Here is an 18,002-nt window from a genome sequence, read left to right on the forward strand (position 1 = left end):
TTAGGGGCGTCGCCAAGTGGTAAGGCACCGGGTTTTGATCTCGGCATCCGTTGGTTCGAATCCAGCCGCCCCTGCCATCTATTTCATTACATACCAACCGCCAAGGGTGCTTCATGCCCAATCTTGTCGTTTTTAGTGGAAATGCTCATCCACAGTTCGCTCAAAAAGTCGTAAGTCACTTACATATCCCTCTAGGTGCTGCATCAGTCGGTCACTTTTCTGATGGAGAAATTTCAGTAGAAATTACTGAAAATGTTCGTGGTAAAGACGTATTTATCGTTCAGCCTACTTGTGCCCCTACCAATGATAACCTTATGGAAATCTTGGTAATGGCAGATGCTTTGCGTCGTGCAAGTGCTGGTCGTATTACCGCTGTTATCCCTTATTTTGGTTATGCTCGCCAAGACCGTCGTCCACGTTCTGCACGTGTACCGATTACAGCTAAAGTTGTCGCAGACATGCTTACCACTGTTGGTATTGACCGTGTCGTGATGATCGACTTACATGCTGACCAAATTCAAGGTTTCTTCGATATTCCAGTCGACAACATCTACGGTACTCCTGCTTTGCTTGCTGACTTACGTCAACAACAACATGACAACCTTATGGTGGTTTCTCCTGACGTTGGTGGTGTAGTGCGTGCGCGTGCTGTTGCCAAACAGATGGGTGACATCGATTTAGCAATTATTGATAAACGTCGTCAAAAAGCCAATGAGTCGCAAGTTATGCACTTAATTGGTGACGTAAAAGATCGTGATTGCGTTATCGTAGACGATATGGTTGATACTGCTGGTACATTGTGTAAAGCAGCTGATGCACTTAAGCAATTTGGTGCACGTCGTGTAGTTGCGTATGCAACTCACCCTGTACTATCAGGTAAGGCTATTGAAAACTTACGTAATTCAGTTATTGATGAACTGGTTGTGACTGATACCATTCCTCTTTCTGAAGAAGCATTGACCTTAGGCAAGATCCGTCAGGTTTCCGTTGCTAGCATGGTTGCTGAAACGATTCGTCGTATTAATAACGAAGAGTCTATCAGTGCAATGTTCGATAGTTTATAATATTGCAGCTTTTTCTAAACCCTAGCCTTGGCTGGGGTTTTCTATCACTAAACTGGTCGCAAGTTTAGTCTATTTAAACTTTAATGAGGATTTACTCATGGCAAACTTCGTATTAAACGCTCAAGCGCGTGCTGAAGACAAACAAGGGAAAGGTGCGAGCCGCCGCCTTCGTCGCGAAGCTTTAATTCCAGCTATCATTTATGGTGGCAATGCTGAGCCTGTAACTGTTACTTTAGAACTTCGTGAGCTTGTAAAAGCTTTAGAAAACAATGCTTTCTTTGAAGAAGTTGTAGAAATCAAAGTGGGCGACAAAGTTGAAAACGTTAAAATCCAAGCGTTACAACGTCACCCATCTAAAAACACTCCTATGCACGCTGACTTCAAACGCGCATAAGTGTTTAAAGGCGTAGATTAGTGTCAAATATTTCGCTAATTGTTGGTTTGGGCAATCCTGGTTCAGAATATGCCCAAACCCGCCATAATGCAGGCTTTTGGTTCATTGAACAGCTTGCTGATAAATATGGCATTACATTAAAAAATGATCCGAAATTTCACGGAATCAGTGGACGTGGTAATATAGAAGGACACGACGTCCGTCTACTTCTACCCACTACATTTATGAACCGTTCTGGGCAAAGTGTAGTTCCATTTGCAAAATTTTATCAAATTGCTCCCGAAGCAATTTTGATTGCTCATGATGAACTTGATATGAACCCTGGTGTGATTCGCCTTAAAACAGGCGGTGGTCACGGTGGTCATAACGGTTTACGTGACATTGTCCCTCATATTGGTCCAAATTTTCATCGTTTACGAATTGGGATCGGACATCCTGGCTCCAAAGAGAGAGTTTCAGGTCACGTACTTGGAAAAGCACCAAGTAGTGAACAAAGTCTGATGGATGCAGCAATTGATCATGCCCTTTCTAAAGTGAAGCTACTTGTTCAAGGACAAGTTCCTCAGGCCATGAATCAAATTAATGCATATAAACCCACTTAAATTGTTGAACAATCATGCTTGCTATCTTGCTTTTTTAGGAGCAAAATGCGCATCAGCCACTTTGCCAACCGCAAAAGCTAAAGATTTCACCATAAGATCTACATCTTAGGTCTACTCAGGAGACGCTAGCCATGCTATCTCGTTTATTAAAATGCAAAATTCACCGTGCAGTTGTAACCCATGCTGAGCTTCACTATGAAGGTTCTTGTGCAATTGATGGCGTATTGATGGATTTAGCTGGTATTCGTGAATATGAAGAAATTCATGTTTGGAATGTGACCAATGGCAAACGCTTCACGACTTATGCGATTCGTGGTGAAGATAACTCTGGCATTATTTCAGTAAACGGCGGTGCTGCACATCAAGCAGATGTTGGCGATTTAGTTATTATTGCTACGTTTGGTGATTTCACCGAAGTTGAAGCAAATGCTCACAAACCACGATTGGTATATGCAAACCCAGATAATACAGTCAACCACACAGCGAATTGCATTCCTGTACAAGTTGCCTAATTAAAAATTTAAAAATAAAAAAGCCCGCATCGACGGGCTTTTTTTATTTTTATAAATCCTAAATAGTTCTTTTCCACCAGTTCTTTTGCTTTTCACAATTTAAAGGTTGAAGCCCCTCTCCTCGCAAATCAAACAGAATCGCCTCACCTTTAGGGTTTACCTTAAATTCAGCATATTTGGCTTTTTCATAACATTGAGCCAAGCCTTCTGCAAATAAGAAACTCCGTGAGGCAGGATATAAAGCCTGTAAACGATTTTCAGGATTTTTTAAAATTAATCTTTGCCCAGTAAATGAATTATTAGTATCTAGAACTGTACCAACTACACGATTTTGTGAATCCAAAATAATTTTTGCGGGAATAGAAGAGCGATTAAAAACCACCTGTTCTAGTGCTTCACTTTCACTTCCAGCAAGAGCTTTAAGAGATTGTAAATGTAATTCATAAGCCAGTGTCATATAGTCACCTTGTAAGATTGAACGAGGATCAACTGGTTTAAGCTCAATGAAAATACTTTTACTATGGTGCAGATGCCATTCATTTTTGACGACTAATGTTGCGAAAAATAACATTGTGGCTAATGCAAGAATTAGAGAAAAATACTTTTTCATTCTTTCTCTCCTTTAATAAGACCATTTTTATTTTCACGGTGAAGCAACCACGACAAAGCCAATAGAAAAACACCAGAAATAAAAATAGATAAACTCTTAGCTAGAAAAGTTATTTGTAGGTTGTAATAGAGCTGCCAGAACACTAAAACGAATACAGCTAAGCTAACTCCATAAACAATCCGATCTTTACTTTTTAATGCCCACGTTAAAATAGTAAACAATATGAAAATTTCGAAATATCCCAATGCAATAAGTAACACACCAAAAATTAAAAAAGCGAAAAAAGTGATTCCCTGAAGTTGTCTATATAAATGAAAAACACTAAAGTAAAGTAACCAAACACTAGGCAGAAAATATAGAACCCACCTATGTTGATCTATCGAATTTTCTAGAACGAGCCCCATAAAAGTATCGAAAAAAGAAGCGACTAGAATGACGACTAGCACACATAAAAAAATACTACGTTCATATAAAGCTAGTGATTTTCTCTTAGGTAAGAGCACCAAACTAAAAACAAAATAATTGAGCAAAGTTAAATTTAAATAGGTTTGAGTAGAATGTATTGACCATAATGAATGGTCCAGTTGTAGCAAATAGATAAAAGCTAGGCCATACGTAGCAAGCATTTGAATTAAAATGAAGAACCAATGCGGTTTAAGGAAATAACTAATACATAGAATAAAAATCTGCGCAATTAAAACCCATAGCATCTGATCTGTTTCTGAACCAAGGTGAAATAAGAAAGCAGTCTGTCCACTGATAAATAAACAATAAGCAAATTGTCGAAAGAAATAACGTTGCGATTTTTTTAAAAGCACGATAGCAAATGCTACAAAAATAATTCCAATGACTAAAGAAATGGTCTCCCAAAACACGAGCGTAAAAGCTGCAAGCGCTAAACCTGCAAGCCAAGCACCAATTGCCATTGGAATGATATAAAAGCGGCTTTGACGAAAAATTTTTATTAAAATATAGCTAATCAGCGCAAACCAAATAAAAATAATGCCCGCAATCAATAAAAAGATGAACTCATTAGAATCTTTAAATAGATGATTAATCCCATCCACAAGCCATATGGTAGCCGTTACACCAAGAACAGCAGCCATTAAACTGGCACATAATTGATCATCTTTTTTGAAGAAATAGTAAAAAGCAATTATTCCTGAACAGAAAGCAGAGATCAGATAAGGAATATTCTCATTCGATAAATATTGAATCATTCCAATGATTGAAATAACTGCAATCCAAGCGATAAAGACGAACCTTAAAGCACGATATTTCTTTATACATATCCAAAATTCTATAAGGCTTAATAAATTTAGAATGAATAGATATAAATACGGAAATTTTTCTAACCAAAAAGTCTGCTTAAAAAATAAAAAAAGTGTAAGTTGGCTGGTAATACAAATTAAAGCGAAGATGCCAATATTCGGGCGGTATAACCACGGTAATAAAAGCAATGTCCAAATTAAAAAAAGCAAATAACTGTCTGCCCCAGTTTGATAAACTTGTCCAATTACAGCCAGACTTAAGCCTATCATCAAACCACAAACGCTATGTAAGGTCTGCCTAACCCCATCGCTTAAAGTATCTTTTATGCTAAACCAAGCTGTGACAACTAATATAGCGGGCGGGATAGCGAGTTGAATACTGTCTGGAAGCATTAACCAGTTAGCAGCAATTAAATACAGAATACTTACCGCCATAAATATATAACTGAAAATATGGAGATGCTGAATAAATGAGCTACTGGTAAGAGGGTAATCGTCTCTTATCTGCATGAAACACCTATTTTATTTATAATTTTCTATAAAAAACATAGCATTCCATTTTCATATCAACAAGTAAGCTCTTGTTAAAAAGCCTAATTCTATTTATGAAAATACTTATTCATAAAGAAACTTAGCATTCTATAAAAGCATCTAGCCAATTTTATCAAGCGCGCTATAATAAAACCCATCGCTTCAGGGCGGGGTGCAATTCCCCACCGGTGGTAAAGTTAATTTTTATAATTAGATTAACAAGCCCACGAGCTTAAATTGTGTAATTTGAGCAGATTTGGTGAAATTCCAAAGCCGACGGTATAGTCCGGATGAAAGAAGACGACGAACTGGGATAAATCCGTTTTATTTCAGTGCCAGCCTGTTTTTACATCAGTCCTGAAATGTTCCACCGTATTTTTACGAGAGCGTTTCATTATGTCTAGCTTAATTCAACCAGAACTTTTTTTCTCAGCCCTCTCTCCTGCTGAACAACGTATTCAACAAGCATTAGAAGATATCCGTCAAGGCAAACCTGTCTTGGTTATGGATGACTTTGACCGCGAAAATGAAGCAGATTTAATTGTGGCAGCCGAAACTTTAACAGTAGAAACAATGGCACGTATGATCCGTGATGGCTCAGGGATTGTATGTTTATGCCTTACAGAAGAGCTAGCAGATCATCTAGAACTCCCTCCAATGGTTTCTCAAAACTCAAGTCAGTTTCATACTGCTTTTACAGTGACCATTGAAGCAGCTCAAGGTGTGACTACCGGTGTGTCAGCTAAAGACCGTGTTACTACCATTCAAACTGCAATTAAAGATGGTGCTGTCGCAAGTGATCTTAATCGTCCAGGCCACGTTTTTCCTTTACGTGCACGTAATGGTGGTGTGCTTACTCGTCGAGGTCACACTGAAGGAACAATTGATCTAGCAAGATTAGCAGGACTAAAACCTGCTGGTGTGTTATGTGAATTAACTAACCCAGACGGTACTATGGCATCAGGCATTCAAGTTTTAGCATACGCTCAAACTCATCACTTAACTGTGATTACGATTGAAGAACTTGTTCAATACCGTCAACAACACGATATTTAAATAAAAAAGGTTTGGCTTTAGATCAAAGCCAAACCTTCAAATTAAAATTTAATAATATTTAAGATACTTTTTTTTGGGTTGCCTGCCCTTCAACATATTCCAAAAGTTCAGAAAATTGCGTAATCATTGCTTTTGGTTGTGCTTGAGCGAGCTCTTCAGGTGTTCCATAACCATAAGTTACTGCTACCGCCTCAATACTATTATAGCGTGCACCTAAAACGTCATATTGACGGTCACCCACCATTAAACATTCTTCAGGGCTTAGTTGCTCACACTCAAGAATATAATGGATAAGCTCAGCTTTATTGGTCCGTTCACCTGTTAACTCACTACCGTAAATATGTACAAAGTATTGGCTTAATTCAAAATGATCCAAGATACGCTTTGCATAAATCGTTGGTTTAGCGGTTGCGACAAATAAGCGATATCCCTCTTCTTTTAATGCACTAAGTGTTTGCGCAACAGATGGATATACTTCATTTTCAAATAAACCCGTAACCGAAAAACGCTCACGATAAGCAAGTAAAGCTTGTTCAGCTAAAGCATCATCTTGTGTGTCTAGAAGTTTCGCTAATGAAGCTTTTAACGGGGGACCAATTGTCCAGTCAATATTTAAATCGGCAGCCAATGGATAACCTAACTTATCCATTGCATAGCGAATTGAAGTATGGATTCCAACTTTTGGGTCTGTTAAGGTTCCATCTAAATCAATCAAAATATGTTTTATAGCCATTCAATCACTAACCCAGTAAAGTATTTAATTCAATTGGTCGAGAGTTTAATCAAACTCTCTTATACTAACGTAAATTTAAATTGAAAAGGAAATAACCGTGCGTCCAACCGTACTTTGTTTCTCGGGTTTAGACCCTTCAGGTGGTGCAGGTTTACAAGCCGATATCGAAGCAATTGGACAAAGTGGTGCCCATGCAGCAATTGCATGTACTGCCCTCACCATTCAAAACTCACAACAAGTATTTGGCTTCGAAGCAACCTCAAAAGAACTTTTATTAGCACAAGCAAATGCAGTGGTAGGTGACTTACCCATTAAATGCGTTAAATCTGGCATGCTTGGCACTACAGATAATATTGCTGCTCTAGCTGAATTTCTTCGTGCACATCCTGACTACCAATATGTACTTGATCCTGTTTTAGTCGCAAACAGTGGTGGTTCTTTAGGTGATCAGGCAACTCTGGTTAAAGCTTTCGTTGAGCTTATTCCTCTAGCAACGATTATTACTCCAAATACCGTTGAATTACGCGCTTTAACAGGTATTACTGATTTAGATCAAGCCACTCAAAAGTTATTTGAAATGGGTGCTAAAGCTGTTTTAGTCAAAGGTGGACACGAAGATACACCAGATCATATTAAAAATAGTTTATACATTAACGGTGAACTGGCAGCGACTAGTAGCTGTCCTCGCCTTGAAGGTGAATATCACGGATCAGGTTGTTCATTAGCTAGCTTTATCGCAGGGCGTTTAGCTTTAGGTGATTCGTTAAAAATTGCGGTACAACATGCTGAAACATGGTTATTCGGTGTTTTAAAAAATGCTGATACCCCTGTACCAAACGGACAAAAGATTCCAAAGCGATTTTAAAAAGCACAAAAAAGGCGCTTTAAGCGCCTTTTTATTAACCTCAATTATTGAGGAATACGTAAAACTTGTCCTGGGAAAATCTCATCAGGATCTTTTAACATTGGTTTATTTGCTTCAAAGATTTTTGGATACTGATTTGCATCACCGTAAACTTCTTTCGCAATTTTTGAAAGGTTGTCACCAGATTTCACTGTATAAAATTTACTTTCTGGTTCAGGCGTTGCAACAGTCATCTGGTCATCTACTTGTGCCACATGATCAATGTTCCCAACAATAAGAATAATTTTTTCTTTATCTGCTTGGCTTTTTACCTGTCCTTTAATAGTCGCGGTATCGGTAGTACCGTTATAGGTTACAGATAAGCCCTCTACCCCTAAGCCTAAACTTTTAATTAAACCTAATAATTTATTTGCAACTTCTTGTGCAGAAGGTTCTGCTGGTGTTGCCGGAGCTGGTTGTGGTTCTGCTGGAGCGGTATTTTTCTTACCAATACCTTTTACAAAATCAAAAAGACCCATCTTTTAGTCCTCATATTATTGTTTATAGTAAAGTCATTAAACTGACCTCTATTGTTATACTTCAAAAAAGTCATGCCTCTGCTATCAATTGAGGTTGATCTTGTAAAAATATGTATCTCTTAATTTTTCCTCTCATAAAAAAAGCCACCTTACGGTGGCCTTCTTTTTATTCAGCAATATGCGAATTAACCAAGTTTTTTAGTTACATAGTCAATTGCAGATTGAACTGTAGTGATTTCGTTAGAATCTTCATCAGGGATAGTGATGTCGAAGTCATTTTCGAAAGACATAACAAGTTCAACTAAATCTAAAGAGTCAGCACCTAAGTCATCCATAAAAGATGCTTCGTTTTTAATCTCTTCAGCTTTAAGACCAAGTTGTTCTGCAACCGCTTGTTTAACGCGTTGTTCGATATCGCTCACAGGAATTCTCCTCATTGCTTGTGGCGTTTAATTTGCCACTAGTTTAATTGAATATAAAAATTTTTAAAAGTTTATACATCGGCGTTAGGCCATGTATAAACCACCATTTACATGTAATACCGTACCGGTAATGTAACCTGCTTTATCACTTGCAAGGAAACTCACCGCATTTGCGATATCTTGTGGCTCACCTAAGCGATTTAAAGCCACTTGATCACTCATTTTTTTGCGAATGTCTTCACTAAGTGCATCTGTCATTTCTGTTGCAATAAAACCGGGTGCCACACTGTTTACAGTAATTTGGCGGCTGCCCATCTCTTTTGCAAGGCTACGGCTGAATGCTTCAATACCTGCTTTAGCAGCAGAATAGTTCGCTTGGCCTGGGTTTGCAAAGTGAGCTACAACAGAACTGATATTAATAATTCGACCAAAACGTGCCTTAGTCATCCCCTTAAGCACACGTTTAGATAAACGATAAACTGCTTTCAGGTGAATGTTGAGAATGTCATCCCAATCATCTTCAGACATACGAAGCAACAAATTGTCTTTCGTAATACCTGCATTGTTAACTAGAACAAGTACAGGACCATAGTTCTGTTCAATATGAGAAACGACTGCTTCAATCTCATCGAGATTGCGCACATCGAGCGCCAAACCTGCACCTTGCTCACCAAAGCTATCACTTAACTTTTGTGCACCAGATTCAGAAGTCGCAGTACCTACAACAAAATAACCGTCTTGAATAAGTTGCTGGGCAATGGCAGCGCCAATACCCCGACTCGCGCCCGTTACTAATGCAACTTTGCGTTCTTGTGTCATGCAATTTTTCCTTCTGCCACTAAAACAGCATTTAGGGCATCTTCCATTTTGCTCTTACTATCAATAGAAAAAGCTTTTTCGATATTTGGTAAACGCTTTGCGAGATTACTCAATACTGTACCAGGACCACATTCAACAATGTAATGTATGCCTTGGTTTTGTAAAAACTGCATCGTATCTGTCCATTGTACAGATTGGTACAATTGAGCAGTTAACGCCTGACGCAATTGAGCAACATCGGTAGCTATTCCCGCGTTGACATTTTGTATTACAGGAATGGTAGGTAGCTCAATGGCAGTTTGTTCCAAAGCTTCTGCAAATTTCTCTGCAGCAGGTTTCATTAAAGAACAATGCGAAGGAACCGATACAGGTAAAGCAATTGCTTTAGCAGACTGTTCTTTTGCCAATGCCATAACTTGTTGTACAGATGCAGTACTACCCGCAATTACAACTTGGCCTTGTGAATTATAGTTTGCAGCTTCTACAGAACCCTCACCTGACGCACTCACAGTTTGACAAAGCTCAACCACTTTTTCATCAGCCAAACCAAGAATTGCAGCCATAGCCCCTTCCCCTTGAGGAACGGCACTTTGCATCAGTTTGCCACGCAAGTTAACTAATTTAATTGCATCTGCCAAGCTCATAGAGCCTGCAGCCACCAATGCACTGTATTCACCTAGTGAATGTCCTGCAAGATACTTAGGTGCCAGACCACCTAAATCAAGCCATACACGCCATAAAGCGATACTGGCAGTTAATAACACAGGTTGGGTATTTTCTGTTTGGTCGAGACCTTCACCACTTTGCGCAATATGCCACAGATCAAATCCAAGAGCATCTGAAGCTTCCGCAAAGGTTTGCCCGACCCCACTAAACTGTTCAGCTAGTTCAGCAAGCATACCGACTTTTTGTGAACCTTGACCAGGAAACACAAACGCAGTTTTTGTGGCTAAAGCTACTTGTTCAAGACGTTTAGCAGACATAAGAAATCCTTTTTTGGGTTTTCACTCATTTCTGGAGCGGAAATTTAACATGTTATTTATATATTTATAATTGCGAAAAACAACAAAAAAAGGGAGCTTTCGCTCCCATTTTTTCTATACTTAAGCATCACGCTTAATGCATATCATGCAATTATTCAGCATCAGCTGCTTTAGCGAATAATTGACGACCACGGTAGAAACCGTCTTTAGTCACGTGGTGACGACGATGAGTTTCACCAGTTGCTTGGTCTACTGTTAATGCATTCTCGGTTAAAGCGTCATGTGAACGGCGCATGTCACGGCGAGAGCGACTTTTACGGTTTTGCTGAACGGCCATGATGGCTCCTTACAAAGATCGAAAAAATGGATCAGAACAAATTCAGTTGTCTTATCTCATAATTATAACACAAATTATGAGTTAAGTTTACCCTTCAAACCTGCCAAAACATCAAACGGATTATCCCGTTTTTCTTCGACAACATTTTGAATGGTAGGTTGATGTTTATGTTCACAAGCATCATGCTTGGGAGATAAAGGCATCAACAATAACAGTTCATCTTCTAGTAATGCGAGTAAGTTAATCGAGGCAGGCGTATCATAATCGCCTTTCGTCGAAGACTCACTTTCACCTAAAACGATGAAATCAGCATCCTCATCCAAGCGCTCTATCAGTGACTCATCATCCACTAATGCAATATGGAAGTCTAAGACAAGAGGCATTTCAACAGGTTCCAAACAACGTTGGCACTCCATTGGAACTTTCGTGTCCATATGACCGTCCATCCACACAATGCGATGATATGCATCCATTGATAGCTTACAGTCTATGTTGATCAATTGATTATCAATTGATCCAACAGCTTCACGAGCGATACGAGCAAAGCGAGACAAGGGCAGTTGACCTGACCATGTAAAGCCTTGTTCAGCCCATTTAAACGGCTCAATCTGTGCCGGAAAGGTATTTGCTGACATAATTAAGGCGGCAATTCTACAAATTCATCGGTACTCTGTCAAAGATTAAGATACAATTTTGCACTTCTTTAGACAGAACTCGGGGTAAATTAAGCAATGCACCTGTTGCAGCCGCAACCTGAAGTTAACACTTCATTACTCGTTTGCACCCATTCAACCCATCAGAACACGCTTGTACCTGACCCAGTGCAACTCTCACCATGGTCAAGCTCAAAATCGGAGTCTGAGCAAGTTGATTGGCTTATTTTACACTTTAATCACTGGTTTTCCCACCATAATGTGACATTAGTTCGTGGAGATTTTGAACCAGAATATTTCCCTGCAACAAATAAAGACCCTGCCAAGATTCAATTTGCTCATGGTTTCTTTAATAGTGCCTTACATGAAATTAGTCATTGGTCTATTGCGGGTGAAAAAAGACGTCTATTACCAGATTTAGGATATTGGTATGCACCTGATGGTCGTACCCAAGAACAGCAAAGTTTATTTGAACAAGTAGAAATTAAGCCTCAAGCAATTGAATGGTTATTTGCACAATCTTTTGGCAGAAAATTTAGAGTATCTCTCGATAACCTGACAGGTGATAGCGGAGATGGCAAACTATTTAAAGATAATGTCTATGCTCAAGTGCAACGTTACTTTTCGGGTGAAGCCAAGCTACCCCGTGATGCAGCAGCATTTATTGGTTTTATTTGCCAATGCACACGTTCAGGTACACCTTTACAATTAAATGAATTTAAACGTGAACTCCTTGATTAATTGACAAAAAAACTACGTTAATTGCTTGCCTAGGATATTTAAAAAGCCTAATAATTATTTTTAACACTGGCGTGATGGAGTCTCTAAAATATGATGCATTTACATGTACATCCTGAAAATCCACAGCAACGCCTCATTTCCCAAGCGGTTGAACGTATCCGAGCAGGAGATGTTGTGGTCTACCCTACCGACGCAGCCTATGCAATTGGGTGTCAAATCGGTAATAAAAGTGCCATGGAACGTATTGCACAGATACGTGGTTTAGGACCTAAGCATCAATATGCCATTATGTGCTGCGACTTATCAGATATTGCGACTTATGCAAAAGTTGATAATGCGACATACCGTTTATTAAAAGCGAATACACCAGCGATTACTACGTTCATTTTACCTGCAACAAGTGAAGTTCCTCGTAGATTGATGCATCCTAAAAAGAAGACGATTGGTTTACGTATTCCAAGTAATCCGATTTGTCAGGCTTTATTACAAGAACTTGGTGAACCACTACTTACCAGTACATTAATTTTACCGGGTCAAGAAGACCCTCTAGATGACCCTTACGATATTGAAAATCAGCTAGATAAACGAATTGATGTATTTATTGACGGTGGTTTTGGTACGTTAACAAGTACAAGTATTATCGATTTATCGGGTGAACATCCTGAGATTATCCGTCGTGGTGTTGGCGATGTAAGTGCTTTTGAATAAGCACTTACATTTTTTACCAATAGTTTAAAAAAATATATTATCACTCAAAAAAATACTCTTTATTTATTTTGGATTTTTTTTACACTTTAGTCGTTAAGTAATTTATTAAAAGACATAATTCATTTAGAATGATTTTCACTATCTGCTGTTCTTCTACTTACAGCTGTCTTTGACTTGAATAACAAGTCTCATGCTTTTGAAAATTCGCGTGGCTTATAATCGTAATGAATCAATCACTTCATCAATCCATGGAAGACGCTCCACACATCCGTGTTTTAGATGAGTGGCATGACAAGATTCCTGAAGATCTCTATATACCTCCAGCTGCATTTGAGATTTTGCTCGAGCACTTTGAAGGTCCACTAGATTTTTTAATCTATCTGATTCAAAAAAACGGTTTCGATTTAATCCAACTCGATATTGCACCTATTGCGACTCAATATTTAGCCTATATGGATAGTATGAAGTCTTTAAATATCGAATTAACCGCAGATTATATGGTGATGGCTGCTCTATTAGCTGACCTAAAATCTCGCCTGCTTTTACCGAAACCTACAATTATAAGCATTGAAAAAGATCCTAAGCAGGAACTTATTGATCGTCTTGAAACCTATCTACGCATTAAGCAAGCAGCTGAGCGTTTAGGCCAAATGCCAATTCTTGAGCGCGATACATTTAGTGCCAATGTAAGCTTGGGACATATCTCTCCTGTTTATGAAGGTTACGATATCTCAGCGCTACATGATGCGTTGTTCTGTGTATTTAATCGCCCCGAACCTATTACCCATGTTGTCGCTCAAGAACCTGTTTTACTCGAAGAACGTATTGCATATATTGAAGAGAAATTAGAGTCTGGTGACGTGTTAAGTTTTAAAGAATTACTCAATCCCCAGCAAGGTCGTATGGGAATGGTTGTTACATTTATGGCAGTTTTAGAATTGACTCGCCAACAGAAAATTAAAATTATTGCCACTGGTATTGAAGCCCCGTTAGCAATTCAAGGGTCTTCACTATGAGTAGTTTTGAACAAAATAATAGTGATTTGTCATTAGCGGACATACATCACGAAGTTTTATTACAACTTGAAGCAATTATTTTTGCCAGTGATGCGCCTGTTTCAATTGCCCGTTTAAAAGAAGCATTTAATAATCAGTATAATAAACAACAGCTTCGTCAGCTTTTACAACAGCTCGCGTTATTACAGCATGGCCGCTCTATTGAGCTGATTGAAACAGCGCAAGGGTTTCGCTTTCAGGTAAGATCTAAATATCGTAGTATTATTGCGCAAATTTGGCCAGAGCGACCAACAAAACTGTCGCCTTCATTACTAGAAACCCTGGCTGTCATTGCTTATCATCAACCGGTTACCCGAGCTGATATTGAACAAATTCGTGGTGTATCTAATAATAGTCAGATTCTTAGAACACTATTTGACTGGAACTGGATTAAAGAAGCCGGTTTTAGAGATTTACCCGGAAGACCTGCGTTGCTAATTACAACGCCTCAGTTTCTGAATGCTTTTGGTCTAGCCTCTCTAGGCCAATTGCCTCCCCTACAGAACGCCAAGGAAGCCTTTATGGCTCTCGATGCAAATGCACCGAAATCATAAAGAGGTGGACTGTTGATCATTATGTCTAAGGTTGTGCTGTCATGAGTGAAAAATTGCAAAAAGTATTAGCGCGAATCGGATTAGGTTCCCGCCGATATATGGAAGAGGTTATTGCCGCAGGACGCGTGAGTGTAAACGGTCGTGTTGCCCAAGTGGGTGAGCGCATTGAACCAGGCGATGAATTACGCATTGATGGCCGTAAAGTTCAGTTTCAGATTGAAGACGAAATTCGTCGTCGCGTACTGATTTATTATAAACCTGAGGGTGAAATCTGTTCACGTAATGATCCTGAAAAACGCCCAACCGTATTTGATCATTTACCACAAATTGCCAATGACCGCTGGGTAATGGTAGGTCGTCTGGATATTAACAGTACTGGTTTATTACTATTCACAAATGATGGTGAACTTGCTAACCGCTTAATGCATCCATCAAATGAAATTGAACGTGAATATGCTGTTCGAGTGATGGGTGAAGTAACTCCTAAAATACGCCAAAACATGATAAATGGCGTAGAGCTTGAAGATGGCCCAGCTAAATTTGAGTCTTTTTCGGAAATTGGTGGTGAAGGTATTAACCGCTGGTATCAAGTAGTGGTGAAAGAAGGTCGTAACCGTGAGGTTCGTCGTATTTTTGAATCACAAGAACTTAAAGTAAGCCGCTTATTGCGTACGCGCTACGGTACAGTTATTTTACCACGCGAATTACGTACTGGCCGCTGGATGGAACTCGATAAAACTGACATCGACAATCTAGCAAAATCTGTTGAGTTAAAACCACGTCAAGGCACAGGTTTATTTGGTATGGCAAAACGTCGTACTGACCGTATGACCGAAAAACCAATGGCAGCTCGTCGTGGCGGTTTCTTGCGTCAACAACGTCGCGATGATGAAAAAGAAGCTCCTGTTAACACGGGCAACCAACGTAAAGCGACTGGTTTTAACCGTGGTTCAAAGAAATTCTAAACATTCATAAGATGTAAAAAAACCGCTCAAATTTGAGCGGTTTTTTATAGCCTGTTGAACTTAATTCATTTTTGCCAGTTCGATCCATTCAGCTTCAGGAAAATGAACAGCTAAATAATCTTTCAAATAATTTGAAGTATCTTGAGAAATTAATGGATCTTTTGATTCATCTTTTAGGTTATAAACCAAAGCCTTTAATTTCAGTCCACGAGATTTAAGTGCTTCAAGACTAAGTAAAGTATGGTTAATACTTCCCAAACGTCCCGAGGTTACTAAAATAACCGGAAACTGGTGCTGAGCGACATAATCAATGGTTAGCAGATTGGTGGTTAATGGCACCATTAAGCCTCCTGCACCTTCTAACAATACGATTTCAAAACGCTCTGCCAATGTTTGGGTCGCATTTTCAATTTTTTGAAAATCAATTTCTCGGTTATCAAGACGTGTTGCTAAATGAGGTGAAGCTGGGTAACTAAAGATTTCAGGCATAGTGAGCTTGTCATGATCTTCTTGAAACCAGCCTTGACCCATAATTTCACGGTGCTTTTCGATATCTTCAGAAATATCAGCATTACCTGTCTGAATGAGTTTTTGGGTAATCACTTTTTTACCCTGCTCAGTCCATAATTTTGCTAAAAATCCTGTTGCGTAAGTTTTACCAATTTCGGTATCAATCCCGCTCACAAAATAGATCTGGCCACTCATTTACTTCACTCTCCGGGCAATACAATAAATCGGATGATATGTTAGGGAATATCCTTCGGCATGCTTAAACCGATCATAATCTTGATAAAACTGTTGTAACGTTTGCTTAGTCCAACGATGTTGAGCAGTTGCCGTTACCCCTGTTGCCTTTAAATGCTGCAACACAGCCTTAGGCGAATCGAAATAGAGTTGAGTTTCTGACTCTGACAAATGCAAAATCTCAAAACGAGCCTGAGTTAAGGCTCTATTCCAATTTTCAACTGACCAATAACTTAAACCCTGTCCTGTTAGCTCTTTAATCTCTAATAAGTTTTTAGAACCAAATGTTGAAAAGCATAACCAACCTTGATCAACTAAAGCCTCATCACAACGTTCGAGCAAGCGCGGTAAATCTTGCATCCACTGTAAAGCTGAACCGGAAACAATCATATCGAGTTGCGGAGGAAAATCTAACGCCTCAACGTCTCCAATCAACCATTTCAAACTTTCGTGAGAACTAAAGTGCTGCTGCACATCTGCATACAGATCATTCAAAATTAACTCTTCGATTTGAAAAGATGCAGTAATAAGACGAGTTAAATTGCCAGAACCACAACCAATTTCAAAAACACGTGGCATCGTCCTTGGGCAAAACTGCTGGAGTAACCGTGTTAAATTTTGGCAAATTTGTTTTTGAACAATTGCTTGTTCTGAATAGCTTTGCCCTGCTTTAGCAAAACGCTGGGCAACCAAGTCTTTATTCAAACTCACAGAAAACTCACCAATTCTTCAAGTTCATATTGCTGCACCATTGACGTTAAAGAAATACGCAAACGCGAACTGTTTTTAGGTACTGTGGGTGGACGCACAGGCATAGCATAAAAACCACTTTCCTGAACTTGCTTCGCTTTATCGATAGCAGCCTGACTTTCTCCAACAATGACGGGAATAATATGGCTGGTCGATGGGCTTACATAACCCTTTTGCACGACAGCTTGTTGAAGATATTGGCTAATGCTTTTTAAATGTTCACGCTGAGATTGAGCGACTAATACTTTTTGAAAAATAAAGTTTGCCCATGCCATCACAATCGGGGGCTGTGCAGTACTAAAAATAAGTGGGCGCATTTTATTAATGAGATAATCTTTAATAATTGGATCGCAAATAATGTAACCACCAACTGCTGCCAATGCTTTACCTAATGTACCAACTAAAAAATCAATTTCTTGAATGACATTGTATTGTTCAGCACACCCTAATCCTTGCTGACCACGCACACCGATTGAATGTGCTTCATCGACATACAACATGGTTTTAGCAAAACGTTTTTTGAGCTGGACTAAAGCTGCTAAATCTGTTTCATCCCCATCCATACTAAAAATACTTTCTGTGACCACGATGATACGTTCAATCTTTTCATCATCATGATATTTTTGGAGAAGTTGTTCTAAATGCTGTAAATCATTATGCCGATAACGTACATATTGGGCACCAGACAAACGTATACCGTCAATCATGCTTGCATGGACTAACTTATCTGCCAAAATTAAAGTTTTGCTATCAGCAACCGCAGGCAAAATACCAAGATTCATATGGTAGCCACTATTAAATAATAGGGCCGCCCGATTACCAAATGCTTTACTTAGGCTATTTTCTAACTGTTCATATTCTTCAAAATTGCCCGTTAATAGGCGTGAAGATGAAGAACTAAAATAGCTTCTTTCTAATGGATAGCTATCTAGAAACTCTTGGCGAAGATTAATATCAGCCGCCAACCCAAGATAATCATTTGAAGCCAAGTTAAGCATCGTTTTATTTTGAATCGTAATAAAACGGTCATGCTGCACATTTTGAGTAAAGTGTCTAAAGTTACCTTGTTGTTTTAACTCATCTAACTCGGCAGCAAAATGATCGAGCAATGACAT

General features: G+C 39.0%; 23 protein-coding genes, 1 tRNA gene and 1 riboswitch. Of the genes, 12 read left to right on the plus strand and 12 right to left on the minus strand.

The annotated features are described in order from the left end of the window. Positions 1-2: 2 nt before the first annotated feature. The 5 genes from KTI78_RS09500 to panD all read left to right on the plus strand — a co-directional run bounded on the left by KTI78_RS09500 (position 3) and on the right by panD (position 2,572). Positions 3-77: transfer RNA gene (locus tag KTI78_RS09500), tRNA-Gln, on the plus strand. Positions 78-113: 36 nt separating this feature from the next. Next, the gene (locus KTI78_RS09505) at positions 114-1,064 is read left to right on the plus strand and encodes a ribose-phosphate pyrophosphokinase (RefSeq protein WP_002120445.1); all 951 of its coding nucleotides are present in this window, start codon (positions 114-116) and stop codon (positions 1,062-1,064) included. Between the two features lie 97 nt (positions 1,065-1,161). Then, the gene (gene rplY, locus KTI78_RS09510; protein ID WP_016142033.1) at positions 1,162-1,458 is read left to right on the plus strand and encodes a 50S ribosomal protein L25; all 297 of its coding nucleotides are present in this window, start codon (positions 1,162-1,164) and stop codon (positions 1,456-1,458) included. Between the two features lie 20 nt (positions 1,459-1,478). Further along, a complete protein-coding gene (pth, locus tag KTI78_RS09515) occupies positions 1,479-2,060 on the plus strand; it encodes an aminoacyl-tRNA hydrolase (protein WP_016142034.1) in 582 nt (193 codons plus the stop codon). Between the two features lie 131 nt (positions 2,061-2,191). Beyond that, positions 2,192-2,572, plus strand: a complete 381-nt coding sequence (panD, locus tag KTI78_RS09520) for an aspartate 1-decarboxylase (protein WP_016142035.1) — start codon at positions 2,192-2,194, stop codon at positions 2,570-2,572. A 58-nt stretch (positions 2,573-2,630) separates the two neighbouring features. Here the strand turns inward: panD and KTI78_RS09525 are convergent, their stop codons facing one another. Together KTI78_RS09525 and KTI78_RS09530 are read right to left on the minus strand one after the other, a co-directional pair. Continuing rightward, the gene (locus KTI78_RS09525; RefSeq protein ID WP_262445923.1) at positions 2,631-3,182 is read right to left on the minus strand and encodes a GDYXXLXY domain-containing protein; all 552 of its coding nucleotides are present in this window, start codon (positions 3,180-3,182) and stop codon (positions 2,631-2,633) included. Then, complete coding sequence (locus KTI78_RS09530; protein ID WP_262445924.1) at positions 3,179-4,963, minus strand: DUF2157 domain-containing protein; 1,785 nt, start codon at positions 4,961-4,963, stop codon at positions 3,179-3,181. Before KTI78_RS09530 ends, KTI78_RS09525 begins: the two co-directional genes overlap by 4 nt. A 176-nt stretch (positions 4,964-5,139) precedes the next feature. Continuing rightward, positions 5,140-5,290, plus strand: a riboswitch (FMN riboswitch). Positions 5,291-5,380: 90 nt separating this feature from the next. Between KTI78_RS09530 and ribB the strand changes: the two genes are divergently transcribed. Beyond that, positions 5,381-6,040: a 3,4-dihydroxy-2-butanone-4-phosphate synthase gene (ribB, locus tag KTI78_RS09535; RefSeq protein WP_016142038.1), complete on the plus strand. Its 660-nt coding sequence runs from the start codon at positions 5,381-5,383 to the stop codon at positions 6,038-6,040. A gap of 58 nt (positions 6,041-6,098) precedes the next feature. Here ribB and KTI78_RS09540 read toward each other — a convergent pair whose 3' ends face one another. After that, positions 6,099-6,773 (minus strand): HAD-IA family hydrolase, encoded by a 675-nt coding sequence (locus KTI78_RS09540; RefSeq protein WP_262445925.1) that lies wholly within the window; start codon positions 6,771-6,773, stop codon positions 6,099-6,101. A gap of 97 nt (positions 6,774-6,870) precedes the next feature. On the opposite strand from KTI78_RS09540, the gene KTI78_RS09545 reads away from it, so the two are divergent. Further along, a complete protein-coding gene (locus KTI78_RS09545; protein ID WP_016142040.1) occupies positions 6,871-7,638 on the plus strand; it encodes a hydroxymethylpyrimidine/phosphomethylpyrimidine kinase in 768 nt (255 codons plus the stop codon). A gap of 44 nt (positions 7,639-7,682) precedes the next feature. Here the strand turns inward: KTI78_RS09545 and lysM are convergent, their stop codons facing one another. From lysM to KTI78_RS09575, 6 genes are all read right to left on the minus strand, one after another. Further along, the gene (lysM, locus tag KTI78_RS09550) at positions 7,683-8,156 is read right to left on the minus strand and encodes a peptidoglycan-binding protein LysM (RefSeq protein ID WP_016142041.1); all 474 of its coding nucleotides are present in this window, start codon (positions 8,154-8,156) and stop codon (positions 7,683-7,685) included. Positions 8,157-8,341: 185 nt separating this feature from the next. Beyond that, the gene (acpP, locus tag KTI78_RS09555) at positions 8,342-8,578 is read right to left on the minus strand and encodes an acyl carrier protein (protein ID WP_001279871.1); all 237 of its coding nucleotides are present in this window, start codon (positions 8,576-8,578) and stop codon (positions 8,342-8,344) included. Positions 8,579-8,662: 84 nt separating this feature from the next. After that, positions 8,663-9,397, minus strand: coding sequence for a 3-oxoacyl-ACP reductase FabG (gene fabG / locus KTI78_RS09560; RefSeq protein WP_002120395.1), 735 nt, complete (start codon positions 9,395-9,397; stop codon positions 8,663-8,665). Then, positions 9,394-10,380 carry an ACP S-malonyltransferase gene (gene fabD, locus KTI78_RS09565; RefSeq protein ID WP_262445926.1) on the minus strand — a complete coding sequence of 329 codons (987 nt, stop codon included), beginning with the start codon at positions 10,378-10,380 and terminating at the stop codon, positions 9,394-9,396. The genes fabG and fabD overlap by 4 nt, the downstream gene beginning before the upstream one ends. Positions 10,381-10,531: 151 nt before the next feature. After that, positions 10,532-10,717 carry a 50S ribosomal protein L32 gene (gene rpmF / locus KTI78_RS09570; protein WP_000290730.1) on the minus strand — a complete coding sequence of 62 codons (186 nt, stop codon included), beginning with the start codon at positions 10,715-10,717 and terminating at the stop codon, positions 10,532-10,534. 74 nt (positions 10,718-10,791) lie between these two features. Beyond that, positions 10,792-11,352 carry a YceD family protein gene (locus tag KTI78_RS09575; protein WP_002120393.1) on the minus strand — a complete coding sequence of 187 codons (561 nt, stop codon included), beginning with the start codon at positions 11,350-11,352 and terminating at the stop codon, positions 10,792-10,794. Positions 11,353-11,448: 96 nt separating this feature from the next. On the opposite strand from KTI78_RS09575, the gene KTI78_RS09580 reads away from it, so the two are divergent. The 5 genes from KTI78_RS09580 (at position 11,449) to rluB (ending at position 15,393) form a co-directional block, all read left to right on the plus strand. Beyond that, positions 11,449-12,111 carry an elongation factor P hydroxylase gene (locus KTI78_RS09580; RefSeq protein ID WP_224993260.1) on the plus strand — a complete coding sequence of 221 codons (663 nt, stop codon included), beginning with the start codon at positions 11,449-11,451 and terminating at the stop codon, positions 12,109-12,111. 90 nt (positions 12,112-12,201) lie between these two features. Further along, positions 12,202-12,819, plus strand: coding sequence for an L-threonylcarbamoyladenylate synthase (locus KTI78_RS09585; RefSeq protein WP_239975508.1), 618 nt, complete (start codon positions 12,202-12,204; stop codon positions 12,817-12,819). A gap of 224 nt (positions 12,820-13,043) precedes the next feature. Further along, positions 13,044-13,835, plus strand: coding sequence for a segregation and condensation protein A (locus tag KTI78_RS09590; RefSeq protein ID WP_262445931.1), 792 nt, complete (start codon positions 13,044-13,046; stop codon positions 13,833-13,835). Beyond that, a complete protein-coding gene (scpB, locus tag KTI78_RS09595) occupies positions 13,832-14,428 on the plus strand; it encodes an SMC-Scp complex subunit ScpB (protein WP_032055842.1) in 597 nt (198 codons plus the stop codon). Before KTI78_RS09590 ends, scpB begins: the two co-directional genes overlap by 4 nt. 41 nt (positions 14,429-14,469) lie before the next feature. After that, on the plus strand, positions 14,470-15,393 hold the full coding sequence (rluB, locus tag KTI78_RS09600) for a 23S rRNA pseudouridine(2605) synthase RluB (RefSeq protein ID WP_262445933.1): 924 nt from the start codon (positions 14,470-14,472) through the stop codon (positions 15,391-15,393). 60 nt (positions 15,394-15,453) lie between these two features. Here the strand turns inward: rluB and bioD are convergent, their stop codons facing one another. Genes bioD through KTI78_RS09615 form a run of 3 tightly spaced genes read right to left on the minus strand, consistent with a single transcriptional unit; the run spans position 15,454 to position 18,002 of the window. After that, entirely contained in the window at positions 15,454-16,098 is a 645-nt protein-coding gene (gene bioD, locus KTI78_RS09605; protein WP_262445934.1) for a dethiobiotin synthase, read from the minus strand. Next, entirely contained in the window at positions 16,099-16,848 is a 750-nt protein-coding gene (bioC, locus tag KTI78_RS09610; RefSeq protein ID WP_262445936.1) for a malonyl-ACP O-methyltransferase BioC, read from the minus strand. Next, positions 16,845-18,002 carry an 8-amino-7-oxononanoate synthase gene (locus KTI78_RS09615; RefSeq protein ID WP_262445938.1) on the minus strand — a complete coding sequence of 386 codons (1,158 nt, stop codon included), beginning with the start codon at positions 18,000-18,002 and terminating at the stop codon, positions 16,845-16,847. Before KTI78_RS09615 ends, bioC begins: the two co-directional genes overlap by 4 nt.

The sequence above is a fragment of the Acinetobacter sp. WU_MDCI_Abxe161 genome (genome assembly GCF_025514355.1).
GTDB classification, from domain to species: Bacteria; Pseudomonadota; Gammaproteobacteria; order Pseudomonadales; family Moraxellaceae; genus Acinetobacter; species Acinetobacter pittii_E.

What these genes read in the sequence shown, in the direction of transcription:
- KTI78_RS09505 (WP_002120445.1), top strand. Translation starts at nt 114, where the DNA reads ATGCCCAATCTTGTCGTTTTTAGTGGAAATGCTCATCCACAGTTCGCT.
- rplY (WP_016142033.1), top strand. Translation starts at nt 1,162, where the DNA reads ATGGCAAACTTCGTATTAAACGCTCAAGCGCGTGCTGAAGACAAACAA.
- panD (WP_016142035.1), top strand. Translation starts at nt 2,192, where the DNA reads ATGCTATCTCGTTTATTAAAATGCAAAATTCACCGTGCAGTTGTAACC.
- KTI78_RS09525 (WP_262445923.1), bottom strand. Translation starts at nt 3,182, where the DNA reads ATGAAAAAGTATTTTTCTCTAATTCTTGCATTAGCCACAATGTTATTT.
- KTI78_RS09530 (WP_262445924.1), bottom strand. Translation starts at nt 4,963, where the DNA reads ATGCAGATAAGAGACGATTACCCTCTTACCAGTAGCTCATTTATTCAG.
- ribB (WP_016142038.1), top strand. Translation starts at nt 5,381, where the DNA reads ATGTCTAGCTTAATTCAACCAGAACTTTTTTTCTCAGCCCTCTCTCCT.
- KTI78_RS09540 (WP_262445925.1), bottom strand. Translation starts at nt 6,773, where the DNA reads ATGGCTATAAAACATATTTTGATTGATTTAGATGGAACCTTAACAGAC.
- lysM (WP_016142041.1), bottom strand. Translation starts at nt 8,156, where the DNA reads ATGGGTCTTTTTGATTTTGTAAAAGGTATTGGTAAGAAAAATACCGCT.
- fabG (WP_002120395.1), bottom strand. Translation starts at nt 9,397, where the DNA reads ATGACACAAGAACGCAAAGTTGCATTAGTAACGGGCGCGAGTCGGGGT.
- fabD (WP_262445926.1), bottom strand. Translation starts at nt 10,380, where the DNA reads ATGTCTGCTAAACGTCTTGAACAAGTAGCTTTAGCCACAAAAACTGCG.
- rpmF (WP_000290730.1), bottom strand. Translation starts at nt 10,717, where the DNA reads ATGGCCGTTCAGCAAAACCGTAAAAGTCGCTCTCGCCGTGACATGCGC.
- KTI78_RS09575 (WP_002120393.1), bottom strand. Translation starts at nt 11,352, where the DNA reads ATGTCAGCAAATACCTTTCCGGCACAGATTGAGCCGTTTAAATGGGCT.
- KTI78_RS09580 (WP_224993260.1), top strand. Translation starts at nt 11,449, where the DNA reads ATGCACCTGTTGCAGCCGCAACCTGAAGTTAACACTTCATTACTCGTT.
- KTI78_RS09585 (WP_239975508.1), top strand. Translation starts at nt 12,202, where the DNA reads ATGATGCATTTACATGTACATCCTGAAAATCCACAGCAACGCCTCATT.
- KTI78_RS09590 (WP_262445931.1), top strand. Translation starts at nt 13,044, where the DNA reads ATGAATCAATCACTTCATCAATCCATGGAAGACGCTCCACACATCCGT.
- scpB (WP_032055842.1), top strand. Translation starts at nt 13,832, where the DNA reads ATGAGTAGTTTTGAACAAAATAATAGTGATTTGTCATTAGCGGACATA.
- rluB (WP_262445933.1), top strand. Translation starts at nt 14,470, where the DNA reads ATGAGTGAAAAATTGCAAAAAGTATTAGCGCGAATCGGATTAGGTTCC.
- bioD (WP_262445934.1), bottom strand. Translation starts at nt 16,098, where the DNA reads ATGAGTGGCCAGATCTATTTTGTGAGCGGGATTGATACCGAAATTGGT.
- KTI78_RS09615 (WP_262445938.1), bottom strand. Translation starts at nt 18,002, where the DNA reads ATGTCATTGCTCGATCATTTTGCTGCCGAGTTAGATGAGTTAAAACAA.